Origin of the sequence: Streptomyces sp. NPDC050759 (assembly GCF_044456945.1) — a bacterium.
Taxonomy (GTDB): domain Bacteria; phylum Actinomycetota; class Actinomycetes; order Streptomycetales; family Streptomycetaceae; genus Streptomyces.
On record NZ_JBITGI010000018.1, the window covers coordinates 153,137 to 165,578 of the forward strand.

Here is a 12,442-nt window from a genome sequence, read left to right on the forward strand (position 1 = left end):
TGCCAGGATGTAGTCGTGTCGCAGATCTCCATCAGTACGCCTCTCATCGGGCGAGAAGACGAGCTTGGCCGGCTGTCCGGTGTGCTGGAGCGTGCCCGCGGCGGCGAAGCCCGGGCGGTCCTCGTTGCCGGGGACGCCGGGGTCGGCAAGACGCGGTTGCTGGACGAGGTCACGGGGCGGGCCGCCGCGGCCGGGATGACCGTGCTGACCGGGCACTGTGTCGATCTCGGTGATGTCGGCCTGCCGTATCTGCCGTTCACCGAGGTCCTGGGAGCGCTCGCCCAGGACGAACGGTTCGCCGATGCCCTCGCCGCGTATCCGGCGGTGGAACGATTGCTGGGCGGCGGCGCTGTCGGCGACTCCGGTGGGCGGCTTCGGTTGTTCGAGGGGATCGCCGGGCTGCTCGCCGATCTCTCGGACGTCGCTCCCCTGCTGCTCGTCCTGGAGGATCTGCACTGGGCCGATCAGTCGTCCCGCGATCTGCTGCGGTTCCTGCTCAGCCGGGGCATCCTCCAGCGGTCGGCGGGTGGGGCGCCCACGCACCGGCTGGCTGTTCTCGCGTCGTACCGGGCGGACGACCTGCACCGTCGTCATCCTCTGCGGCCGCTGCTCGCCGAGCTGGTGCGGCTGCCCGCCGTCGAGCGGCTGGAGCTGCGGCCGATGGCCGACGGCGAGGTGGCCCGGCTGGTGCGGGCCCTGCGCGAGGGGCCGCTGCCGGACACCACCGTGCGGCGGATCGTCGAGCGGGCCGAGGGCAACGCCTTCTACGCCGAGGAGCTGCTCGCCGCCACGGGCAGCGGGGAGGGCGGGGTCCCCAGTGGGCTCGCCGATGTGCTGCTGATCCGCTTCGAGCAGCTGTCCGACACCGCTCAGCAGGTGCTGCGCACCGCCGCCGTCGCCGGGCGGCGCGTCGAGCACGACGTGCTGCGGGATGCCGTACGACTGCCCGAGGAGGATCTGGAAGCGGCCCTGCGCGAGGCCATCGGGCGGCAGCTGCTGGTGCCCGGCGAGCAGGACACGTACGCGTTCCGGCACGCCCTCGCCCGTGAGGCCGTGTACGCCGATCTGCTGCCGGGCGAACGGGCGCGGCTGCACGGGGCGTTCGCCCGGCTGCTCGACGGGCGGGGGAACCGGGCCGAGAGCGCGGCGGAGCGGGCCCACCACTACCGCGAGAGCCACGACCTGGCCGAGGCACTCGCCGCCTCGCTGGAGGCCGCGGACCACGCCGAGCGGGTGGGGGCGCCCGCCGAGGAGCTACGGCATCTGGAGGCGGCGCTCGACCTGTGGTCGGCGGTGGAGCCGACCGCGCGGCCTTCGGGTGAGGGAGTCGACCGGGTACGGCTCATGCTGCGGGCCTCGGCGGCGGCCGCGCACGCCGGCGAACTGCACCGTGCGGTCTCGCTCACGCGCGCCGCGCTCGCCGGTGTCGGTCAGGAGGCGGACTCCGAACTCGCCGCCCGGGTGCGCTACACCCTCGCCGGGAACCTGATGAGCGTCGACAACCTCACCGCGGCCTTCGCCTACAGCAGCGAGGCGCTCGCCATGATCCCCGCCGATCCTCCGTCCCGTACCTGGGTGTGGGCAGCGGCCACCCATGTGTTGGCGGCCCGGCAGGTCGGGGAGAACGAGGTCGCGCTGCGGGTCGCCCGGCAGGCGCTCGGCACCGCCGAGCAGTTGGGCGTGCCGGACGCCCAGGCGGATCTGCTGATCTCCCTGGCCGTCCTCGAAGGCGGCGGCCGTCGCACGGAGGCGGGGCGGGAGCGGTTGCGGCGGGCCCGGGAGCTGGCCCGGCGGGCGGGCAGTACCCCCGTGGAGATGCGCGCGTTGTTCAATCTCGCCGTTGGGTGCTTCGAGTCCGGGCACCTCGACGAGTGTCTGCCCTGGCTTGCCGAAGGGCTGGACCGTGCCCGTCGCGCCGGGCTGCTGTCGTCGCCGTATCCGATGGAGATGCGCTACCTGAAGCTGCTGGTGCTGTACACGCTGGGCCGCTGGGACGACTGTGTCCGGGCGGCCCACGCCGATGCCGACGTGCTGCCCGCGGCCGGCGGGTACACGATGGCGCCCGCACTGTACGTCGGGCTCGCGCGCGGCGACCTCAGGGCCACCGACCGGGCGCGAGCGCTGCTGGAGGGGCCCTTCGACTGGATGGCCACGCTCGTCGCGGGCATCGCCCTGACCGACGCGGCGGCGCTGCGGGGCGATGCGGAGGACGCCGTACAGCGGATGCGGTCCACCGTCGCGGCGCTGACGGACGACACGGGCGCGCTTCCTCACGTCACCGTCCGGCTGGCCACCCTCGCCCTGTCCGCGGTCGCCGACCGGGCCGACGATCTGCGCCGCAAGGGCGACCAGGCCGGGGCGCTTCGCTGGGCGGAGACCGCGACCGAGCTGGTCGAGCTGGCGAGGACGGCCACCGTGCACGGCGAGGACGGGAGACCGCAGGGCCCGGAGGGGCAGGCCTGGCTGGCCCGGGCCGAGGCGGAGTGGACACGGGCCCGGTCGGGGCCGGATCCGGAGGCCTGGGCGAGGGCGGTCGCCGCGTTCGACTTCGGTGACGTGTACGAACCGGCGCGCTGCCGCCTGCGGTACGCCGAGGCCCTGCTCGCCGCCGACCGGCGCGAGGAGGCGGTGGCCGAGGCGCGTGCCGCTCGTGAGGTGTTCACCCGGCTCGGCGCCACGGTGCTGCTCGAGCAGGTCGACGAGCTGATCCGGCGCGGTCGGCTGGCCGACACCCCTCCCACCGCGTCGCTGCTCACGGCCCGCGAGCAGGACGTACTGCGGCTGCTCGCCCGCGGGCGCAGCAACCGCCAGATCGGCGAGGAGCTGTTCATCACCGGCAAGACGGCGAGTGTGCACGTCTCCAACATCCTCGCCAAACTGGGCGCGGCGAGCCGCACCGAGGCCGTGGCCGTCGCCTACCGCAAGGGGTTGATCGCCCCGGAGACGACGGCCCGCGGCTGACGCTGCCTCAGTGGCGTGCGCAGTCCAGGCTGTTCAGGTCGACGGAGTCCGCCATCGCCTGCATTCCCTTGTCGTTGGGGTGGATGTGGTCCCCGCCGTCGAAGACGGGCAGCATCCGCTCGGGGTCGTAGGGGCTGCGCAGGACGCGGTCGAAGTCGGTGACCGCGTCGAACTCGTCGCGGTGGCTCCTGATGAAGTCGTTGACCTCCTGCCGTACGGCCTCGGCGGCCGGGTCCCATTCCGGCCAGCCCTTGAAGGGGGCGATGGTGGAGACGACCACGCACTTTCCGGCGTCGTGGGACCGGTCGACGATCTCGCGGTAGCCGGCGATCAGATCCGGTGCGGTGACTCCGGTGTGCGCCTTGAGGTCGTTGACGCCTTCGAAGAGGAACACGGTGTGCACCCCCGGCTGGGAGAGGACGTCCCGGTCCAGCCGGTTCAGGGCGCTGGGCCCCGCGCCGTCGGCCAGCACCTTGTTGCCGGAGATCCCCTCGTTGGCCACGCCCTTGACCGTGGTGTGGGCTTTCTGGAGGCGGCGGGCGAGGTAGTCGGGCCAGCGGCGGTTGTGGTCGCTGGTGGACTGCCAGCCGTCGGTGATGGAGTCGCCGAGTGCGACCACGGCACCGGTGGCCGCGGGCGTGCGGACCGAGACCGCGTCGAGGTAGAACCACGATCCGATGCCTTCGGTCCAGTGGACGCCGCTCTCCTCGGCGGTGTGGTCGCCCTGGGTGGCGTACGACGTCTGCAGGGCCATCCAGTGGCCGGTGACCGGACCCTCCGCGTCCGGGGTGTGGAGGCTGACGACCAGGTTCGATCCGGCGGCCAGTGTGCCGGGCAGCGGGTCGCTGTACACCGTGCTGCCGGGTTCCACAGTGACGGAGGACGAACCCTCGAAGGTGGCCCTCCGGTTGGTGCCGCGCACCAGCTCGGCGTCCTTCAGCTGGAGACCGGCGTAGACGCTGTCGAAGGTGACCGGCTGGTGGCCGAACGCGTTGGAGAGCCGGATCCGCGGGTCGCGTCCGCCGACGCTGGCGTGCACGACCATGCGGTAGCCGCGGTCGGCGGCCGAGTCACCGATGGCGTAGGCGCTCGTGCCCCAGGTGATCACCCCATCGGGCGGGCCGACGGCGGCCGGTGCGGGCGTCGCCTGGAGTGCGGCGGCCGCGACCGTGACCGCGAGGAGCCGGGCCCCTCGGGCCGTCCGGCGCCTCATCGGTCGAAGCCCTTCAGGGTGACCGTGGCGCCCGGCTGCAGCGTCACCGTGCGGGCGCTTCGCGCGTACGCGACCGTCGTGGTGCGGCCGCCGGTGCTGCGGATCCGTGTTTCGGTCGGTTTCCCATCCCGCCAGCGTAGATCCACGACGAAGCCGCCGCGTGCCTTCGCTCCCGTGAGGGAGCCGGAGGCGGCCCAGGCGTCGGGCAGGGCGGGCAGGAGTTCCAGGTGGCCGGGGCGGGAGTAGAGCAGCATCTCGATCATCGCTGCAGGGGTACCCAGATTCGCGTCGATCTGAAAGATTCCGCGGCCCTGTTCCACCTGGTAGATGTCGAAGAGGTTGAAGGCGGTGCCGTTGCTGCCTCCGCTGGAGGGCCGGAGGTTGTTGACCACCAGCTGGTAGGCGTTGTCGGCGTTCTTGAGGCGGGCCCAGCACAGACCGCGCCAGGCGTTGGCCCAGCCGAAGCTCTCCATGCCGCGTGCGGTGAGCAGGGCGGTGGCACCCTCGACGATGTCGGCCGGGGTGGAGCCGTCCGGGCGGATGCGGTCGCCGGGGAAGAGACCGACTAGCGGCGACAGGTGACGGTGGGTGGTCTCGCCGAGGTTGTCGGGGGACATCCACTCCTCCAGCCAGCCCGTGGTGGGGCTGACCTGAGGGAGGTAAAGGCGCTTGCGGAGGCCGGCGATCGTGGCGGCGAACTCCGTGTCCTTCCTCAACTCGGCTGCGGCCGTGCAGTAGTTGCCGAACAGCGCCCACACGAGTTCCTGGGCGTAGGTGATGCCCTTGGCGTCGAGCGGGCCGTGCTCGGGCGACCAGTCGCTGTCGGCGATCAGGACCTCCCGTGAGGTGCCCGGGAGGGTCGTGGTCAGCAGCCGCGCCTCCCAGAACTCGCAGGCGCCTCTCAGGAGGGGATAGATCTTCTCCAGATGGGCGCGGGAGGCGGTGAACTCGTAGTGCTCCCAGAGGGAGTTGCACAGCCAGGCGTTGCCCGCCGGATGCCACCACCAGCCGCCCCCGCCGAAGGGGTTGGTGGAGATGGCCACCGTCCAGCCGGCGTTCTTCCCCGTGGAGTTGCGGTAGCGGTTGCGGGGGTCGTTGAACAGCCTGCGCGTGAGGTCGGTCCAGGACGGGAGCTGGGCGAGGCAGTAGTCCGTGAACGCGTCGAAGCACTGGGGGAGACCGGCCCGGTCGGCCGCCCAGTAGTTCATCTGGATGTTGATGTCGGTGTGGTAGTCGCCCATCCAGTCGGGGTCGTTGCCGTCGAGCCACAGTCCCTGGAGGCCCAGCGGGAGGCTGCCGCGTGAGGCCGCGATCATCAGGTAGCGGCCGAACTGCAGGTACTGCGCCTCCAGTTCGGGGTCGGGCACCCCGTCCCGGGCGCGGGCGCGCAGGCGCTCCCAGGTGTCGAGGGAGCGCTGCTGGGCGGAAGAGGCGCCCAGCGAGACGTCCAACTGCCCGAACAGGGCGTGATGGTCGGCGATGTGGGTGCGCAGCAGAGTGCTCGCCGAGTGGCGGGCGGCGGCCCGGACCTTGGTGCGTGCGAGCCGTTGCGGGTCGAGGGACGGGTCGCGGAAGTGAGCGGCGGCGTCGGGTGTGTAGTTGGTGCCCCCGCTGAGGACGACGGTGAGCTCCCTGCACCCGGTGAAGCCGATGTGCGGGCCCTCGACGGTGACGCTGCCGCCGGTGCCGTACGCCGCGATCGCGGCCCCGTATCGCAGGCCGTTCGGGAGGGCGGCCCCGAAGGAGACCGAGGGCTCCTCGCCATGGGTGCCCTCCAGCGTGACCGTGCCGGTGTAGCGGCCTCCGCCGCTCTGGCTGAAGTGCAGCACGATGACGTCGTCGGGGTGACTGGCGAAGATCTGGCGCCGGTAGGTCACGCCGGAGCGGACGTACGACGTTTCGTTCACGCCCTGGGCGAGGTCGAGGGTGCGGCGGTAGCCGGAGACGGCGGACAGGTCGTGGTCGGGGATGTCGACGGTGAGCCGGGCCAGCAGGGTGAAGGAGCCGAAGTCCTGCCGGCCGTAGGGGAACTGGCCGTCGGCGTCGAGGGTGTCGTTGAGGCCGCCGGTCCACATCGTGGCGTCGGTGACGAGAAGGACTTCGCGGCCGGGGTCGTTGCTCGCGAGGGCGCCGAGGCGGCCGTTGCCGACGGGCAGGCCCTGTTCGATCATCGAGTGTTCGTCGGCGGAGGCCTGCCACCAGAGCCGGTGGCGTGGGTCGGTGTCGAGGGCGGGTGTGTCGGCGGGTCGCTGCGGCGCCGCGGTCGCCGTGAACGTGGGCAGGGCGGCGAACGCGGCGGTCAGCGCGAGGACACCGCGTCTGGACGGGGCGGGGGTCATGGCGGCTCCTGGAGGCTCGGTCAGGACTTCGGTACGTCGATCCGCTTGATCAGGACTTCGGTACGTCGATCCGGTCGATGTCCGGTGCGTAGCCGGTGCCGCTGTCGAAGGTGATCGTGTTGGCGCCGGCCTTGAGCGTCACGGGCACGTACACGCTCGACACGGTGCCCCAGTCGCCGGTGGCGGGGAGCTTGTGGCGGGTGGCGCCGCCGCCGTTCGCCGAGACGTCCACCGAGCGGGCGTCACCGCTGATGTAGGAGACCTTGATCTGGTAGGTGCCAGCCTTGGCGACGACGACGTCGCGGAAGGTCAGGGTCCCGCCGAGGTACAAGTTGCCGACCTTCTTTCCGTCGGAGCAGGCGGAGCAGTCGGCGACGGAGGCGTTGCCGCCGAGGGTGTTCGCGGACGACTCGGCCTCGTATCCCGTGAAGGCGAGTCCGGTGCCGTGCGGGGTGACCGTGAACAGGCGTGAGCCGTGGGCGGGCAGGGCCTGGGTCACCGTGTTCCGGTAGGTGCCGAGGTTCTCGTGGTTCCACAGGTCGCGGACGGACGCGTTGCCGGTGAAGCCGAGGGTGGTCCAGTCGGCGGTGACGGCGGCGGGGGCGTCGGCGAGGTTGAACAGGGCGACGGTGTAGGTGCCGTCGGTGTTCTTCGCGGCCCAGACCTGCTGCGGGTCGGACGGGGTGACCGGGTGTGCGGGCGGGTTGGGGCCCTGGTTGAGGCCGATGACCTCGCGGTTGGTCAGCAGGGACAGGCCGTAGGAGTCCAGGCGGGTGAGGTCGTCGCCGGTGTAGAGGGGGGACTTGGCGATGGCCCACAGGGTGGCGTAGCTCTGCCGTTCGGCTTTGGTGAGGCCGTCCATCTGTCCGTTGCCGACGTCGAGGGAGTCGAGGTCGTTCCAGCCGCCGGGTCCGGCGTGCCGGGTCCAGGCGGGGGTGTCGTCCCAGCGGTCGTCGACCGAGTTCTCCCAGCTGACGAGGGTGTTGCAGTAGCACTCGACGTCGGTGTCGATGCGCCAGCCCTGCGAGTACTTCTTCCAGTCGGCGGCGTGTCCGATGTCGAGGGACCAGGAGACTTCGAGGTGGATGGGGCGTCCGGTGGCGGCTATCGCCCTGTTCCAGGCGGCCACGTCGGCAACGTTGTCGTACTGGTCGCCGCTCTTCCCGGAGCCCGGGCCGACCCCGTCGAGCTTGAGGAAGTCGTAGCCCCAGCCGGCGATCAACTGGGCCTGGGAGTCGATGTACTTGCCGGTGCACGGCTTGGCGAAGTCGAGCTTGTACGCGCTGTCCCAGCCGTTGGTGGTGCGCAGGTCGTCGTACACGATGTCGGCGGTGGTGCAGCCGTCGGTGTTCCAGATCGGTGTCTTCCCGTCGCCGTACGCTCCCTTCTCCAGGCCGGCCGGGAGATAGATGCCGGCCTTGAGGCCCTTGGCGTGGATGCGGTCGGCGACGGCCTTCATGCCGTGGGGGAAGCGGACCGGGTCGGGTTTCTGGCGGCCGTACTGGTCGAACCCGGACTTCCAGGCCTTGTCCATCCACCAGCCGGCGTCGATGTTGACGTACTCGTAGCCGTACTTCTTCAGTTTGGCGGCCATGGCGTCGGTCTGCTTCAGGACGTTGGCCTCGGTGAGGTAGCTGTAGTCGCCGTCCGGGTTGAGGCCGGGGTACTTGGACGACTGCATGCTCCAACTGGACCAGCCCATGTAGGGCTTGGCGGCGAGGGAAGACGCGGGGGTGTCGTCGGCGGCGTGGGCCGTGGGGACGGCGACCGCAGTGAGAGCGAGCACCAGCAGGGCTCTGGCGGGCAGGGCGAAGTACGAGGATGACCGCATGGGTCGTACCTCCAATGGGGTGCGGGTGGTTATCGGCTCGGGTCCGGGGTGATGAAGGACTGGATGGCGGTGGCGGCGGCTCCGCGGGCCCACTCGTCGAAGGGCAGCGGGTGGGTGCGGACGTCGCACTGGGCGGCGGAGCCGAAGGCGGCCGCGACGAAGGCGTCGCGGATCTGCTCGGCGAACAGGTCGTAGGCGGCGAGTCCCTCGCCGGAGATGATCACGCGCTCGGGGCCGAGGAGGTTGGCGACGGTGGCGATGCCCCGGCCGATCGCCTCACCCGCGCGCGCGTACACGTCCCGGGCTCCGGCGACACCTTCGCGGGCCAGGTGCAAGGCCGCGGCGGCGTCGGGGAGTTCGGCCCCGGTGGCCTCGCGGACCTGCCGCACGATCGCCGCTTCTCCGGCGATCGCCTCGACGCAGCCGCGGTTGCCGCAGTGGCAGAGCGGGCCGGCCGGGTCGACGGTCACATGGCCGATCTCCCCGGCCACTCCGTGCGCACCGGCGACCACCCGGCCGTGCACCACCAGGCCGCAGCCGATGCCGGCGCCCACGGTGACCACGGCGAAGTCGGACAGACCCACTCCGGCGCCGAACCACTGCTCGGCGACCGTCAGGGCGCGTACGTCGTTGTCGACGGTGACCGGCAACCCCGTGGTCGTGGCGGCGAGTTCGGCGAGCGGGACGTCGCGCCACTCCAGGAAGGGCGAGTAGCGGACGGTGCCCTCGCCCCGGTCGACGTCGCCGGAGACCGCGATGCCGAGACCCAGGACCGGAGTCATGGAGCCGTCCGCCTCGGCGAGGAGCAGTTGGACGAGTTCCGCGATGCTCGCGAGCACCGTCCTGGGCTCGCGGTCGGGCAGCGGCAGGTGCCGGGCGACGCGGATACGGCAGCACAGGTCGGTGAGGACCCCGATGATCTCGTCGCCGGTGACCTTGACGCCGATGAACAGGGCCCGCCCCCCGTCGACCCGTACGAGGTTCGCGGGCCGCCCGAGCGCCGGGCGGGCCTCCTGGTCCGCGCCCTCCACCAGGTATCCGGCCTCGATGAGCGGCCGGACCGCCTTGGTGACGGCGGCCGGCGACAGGCCCACCCGCCGGGCCACCTCCAGGCGGGGCAGGGGGCCCTGGGACAGCACGGTGGTGAACACCTGCGAGGCGGCGGGTGTGTTGGCGGGGAACGTCTCGGCGCGAGGGGTGGAGCGCATGGCCGGGAACTTAGATGGCTTCTTTTCCTTCGTCAATAAAAGAAGCAGGATCGACTGTGCATTCCTGAAGAGACTTCTGTGCCGACCGGAGCGGTCAATCATCACTTTTTGCGCCTTTTGTGGCGATAATCTCCGCGTTCGTGTGGAAACTGACGGAACGACAGGAGATCAGCCGGATGGCATCAGTACGAGTGATGGTCGGGGCGGTGGCCGGAGCGGTCCTGCTGCCCCTGCTCGCGGTCCCCGCCCACGCCGAGTCGCCCGCCGCACCCGCGGTGGATCTCACAGGTCTGCTCGGCGTATTGCATTCCGCGACGGCACAGGGCGCGCCCGGGTCCATGGCCCGGATCGACGACGGGAACACGGTGTACCGGGCCGCGGTCGGCGTCGCGGACCGCAAGAGCGCGCAGACGATGAGCGACACCGACCGGTTCCGTATCGGCAGCGTCACGAAGACCTTCACCGCCGTCGTCCTGCTCCAACTGGTCGACGAGAAGAAGCTGGAACTCGACGCGCCGGTCAACCGCTATCTGCCCGGGCTGCTGCCGGACGACCGGATCACGGTGCGGCACGTCCTGAGCCACCGCAGCGGCCTGTACGACTACACGAACGACATGTTCGCCAAGACGGTCCAGGGGTTCGAGGCGGTCCGCAAGAAGGTGTTCACCCCCGAGGAGCTGGTGAAGCGCTCGCTGCGCAAACCGCGCACGAACGCGGCGGGCGCGGTGTACTCGTACTCGAACACCAACTTCGTCGTCGCCGGGATGCTGATCGAGAAGCTGACCGGGAACCCGGTGCGGACCGAGTACGAGAAGCGGATCATCGAACCGCTGCAGCTGCGCGACACGTTCTATGTGCACCCCGGCATGAAGATCCCCGGCCGTCACGCCCGCGGCTATCTCACCCCGGACCAGGCCGGCGCCCCACTCGTCGACGCGACCGAGCAGACCGCGTCGTGGGCGCAGACCGCGGGCGCGCTCATCTCCAGCACCCGGGACCTGAACACCTTCCTGTCCGCCCTGCTCGCCGGCCGGCTGACCTCGGCCGCGCAACTGGCGCAGATGGAGCGATGGGCGCCGGCGGCGAGCGGCCAGGCGTACGGCCTCGGGTTGCGCCGTCGCGATCTGTCGTGCGGGGTCTCGGTGTACGGCCACACGGGTGCCGTGCAGGGCTTCTACACGTACGCGTTCGCCTCGAAGGACGGCAAGCGCGCACTCGCCGCGGTCGCCAACACCTCCAACAACGGCAGGGTCCTCAACACGATGCTGCGTACCCTCGACTCCGTGTTCTGCGGCAAGACGACGAAGGCTCCGCGCGGCAAGGCTCCGGTGGAGCGGCACGAGGACATGGCCCCGGCGGTCACGCTGGACTGAGCCCGGCGGGAACCGCTGCGCCCTGGTGTGCGTTCTCCCGGCGAGCGACGACACCAGGGCGGCACCATGAGCGAGTTGGTTCCCGGGGGCAATCTGCCCCTCCCCGAAGGGGCCGTCACCGTGCGGGTGCCCGGCCCCTTCGACGTGTCCGCGCTGGTCACGGACGACGGCGGCAGGGTCGGGGGCGACGCCGACTTCGTGTTCTACAACCAGCCCTCCGCTCCCGGCGCCCGGCTCTCCGGCGACACCCTGACCATCGATCCCCGGGGACTGCGCGCGGGCGCCTCCAGAGTGACGGTGGTCGTCAGCCCGGCCGACCCCGGCACCCCCCTGGGCCGGCTGCCCGCCCCGGTCCTTCACGTCACCGGTGCGGGCGGCCGCCCGCTCGCCCGGTTCGCGCCGGCGCGGCCACGGCAGGAGACCGTCCTGCTGCTCGCGGAGATCTACCGGCGCGGCGACGGCTGGAAGCTGCGGGCGCTGGGGCAGGGGTACGCGGACGGGCTCGCGGGGCTGGCGCGGGACTTCGGGGTGGATGTCCTGGACGACACGCCGACGACCGCGGTGCCTGCGGTGCCGTTGACGGCATCGGGGGCACGTCCCGCCGCCGGCCACGCCCTCCGGACGCCTCCGGCGTACCCGCCGCCTCCTGCCCGCCCCGCGCCCCGGCCCCACTCCCCCGCGCCCGCCACCTCCCCTGATCTGGCCGCCTTCCTCATCCTGGTCAACTCGGCGCGTTCCGCGGCCGGTTCACCCTCGGTCGCGCTCGACCCGCGTCTCACCGACGCCGCCCGCGCCCACGCCTCCGCGATGGCCTCCGCGGACCGCCTCGGTGTGGAGGGCCCGGACGGCGTCTCCGTCTTCCAGCGGCTCACCGCCACCGGATACGCGTACCTCACCGTCGGCGAACACCTCGTCTCCGGCCCCCGCAACCCGTCCGAGTTCGTCGAGTACTGCCTGCGCACCGAGCAGCCCCGGCGGACCCTGCACGATCCGGCCTTCAGCCACGTCGGTCTCGCGCACGCCACCAACGGCCGCTCCGGCGATGTGTACTGGACGGCGCTGTGGACCAGGCCGCTCACGCCCGCCGACCTGACGCGGACCGCCGACGAGGTTGTCGGCCTCACCAACCGCGAGCGCGCCCGGGCCGGTCTGCCGCCGCTCGGCGTCGATCCCCTTCTGGCCCGTGCCGCACAGGCATACAGCACCGACATGGCGGTCCGCGCCTTCTACTCCCACACCTCCCCCGAGGGCACCCAGCCCTGGGACCGGGCCGCCGCCGCGGGCTCGACCCGCCGCTCCATCGGGGAGAACATCGCGTGCGGCCAGCGTTCGGCCGCCGAGGTCGTCGAGGGCTGGATGAACAGCCCGGGTCACCGCGCCAACATCCTCAAGCCCGGCTTCACCCACATCGGGATCGGCTTCGCGGGCGGCGGCCCGGCGGGCACCTACTGGACCCAGTTGTTCGGCGGCTGATTCCCGTACCGGATGGGATCTTGGCGGAGGGGATCCCTCCGGGC

7 protein-coding genes are annotated in these 12,442 nt (G+C 71.7%); 3 read left to right on the forward strand and 4 right to left on the reverse strand.

The annotated features are described in order from the left end of the window. The first annotated feature begins 15 nt into the window (after nucleotides 1-15). Nucleotides 16-2,961, forward strand: a complete 2,946-nt coding sequence (locus tag ACIBJB_RS38755) for a helix-turn-helix transcriptional regulator (RefSeq protein ID WP_398938113.1) — start codon at nucleotides 16-18, stop codon at nucleotides 2,959-2,961. 7 nt (nucleotides 2,962-2,968) lie between these two features. Here the strand turns inward: ACIBJB_RS38755 and ACIBJB_RS38760 are convergent, their stop codons facing one another. Genes ACIBJB_RS38760 through ACIBJB_RS38775 form a run of 4 tightly spaced genes read right to left on the reverse strand, consistent with a single transcriptional unit; the run spans nucleotide 2,969 to nucleotide 9,552 of the window. Then, nucleotides 2,969-4,174, reverse strand: a complete 1,206-nt coding sequence (locus tag ACIBJB_RS38760) for an SGNH/GDSL hydrolase family protein (protein ID WP_398938115.1) — start codon at nucleotides 4,172-4,174, stop codon at nucleotides 2,969-2,971. Further along, a complete protein-coding gene (locus tag ACIBJB_RS38765) occupies nucleotides 4,171-6,513 on the reverse strand; it encodes a glycosyl hydrolase family 95 catalytic domain-containing protein (RefSeq protein WP_398938117.1) in 2,343 nt (780 codons plus the stop codon). Before ACIBJB_RS38765 ends, ACIBJB_RS38760 begins: the two co-directional genes overlap by 4 nt. A 49-nt stretch (nucleotides 6,514-6,562) precedes the next feature. Next, nucleotides 6,563-8,344 (reverse strand): alpha-galactosidase D, encoded by a 1,782-nt coding sequence (locus ACIBJB_RS38770; protein WP_398938119.1) that lies wholly within the window; start codon nucleotides 8,342-8,344, stop codon nucleotides 6,563-6,565. Nucleotides 8,345-8,373: 29 nt separating this feature from the next. Further along, nucleotides 8,374-9,552 (reverse strand): ROK family protein, encoded by a 1,179-nt coding sequence (locus ACIBJB_RS38775; protein WP_398938122.1) that lies wholly within the window; start codon nucleotides 9,550-9,552, stop codon nucleotides 8,374-8,376. A gap of 176 nt (nucleotides 9,553-9,728) precedes the next feature. On the opposite strand from ACIBJB_RS38775, the gene ACIBJB_RS38780 reads away from it, so the two are divergent. Together ACIBJB_RS38780 and ACIBJB_RS38785 are read left to right on the forward strand one after the other, a co-directional pair. Continuing rightward, nucleotides 9,729-10,925 carry a serine hydrolase domain-containing protein gene (locus ACIBJB_RS38780; RefSeq protein ID WP_398938124.1) on the forward strand — a complete coding sequence of 399 codons (1,197 nt, stop codon included), beginning with the start codon at nucleotides 9,729-9,731 and terminating at the stop codon, nucleotides 10,923-10,925. Nucleotides 10,926-10,991: 66 nt separating this feature from the next. After that, on the forward strand, nucleotides 10,992-12,398 hold the full coding sequence (locus ACIBJB_RS38785; protein ID WP_398938126.1) for a CAP domain-containing protein: 1,407 nt from the start codon (nucleotides 10,992-10,994) through the stop codon (nucleotides 12,396-12,398). The last annotated feature ends 44 nt before the right edge of the window (nucleotides 12,399-12,442 follow it).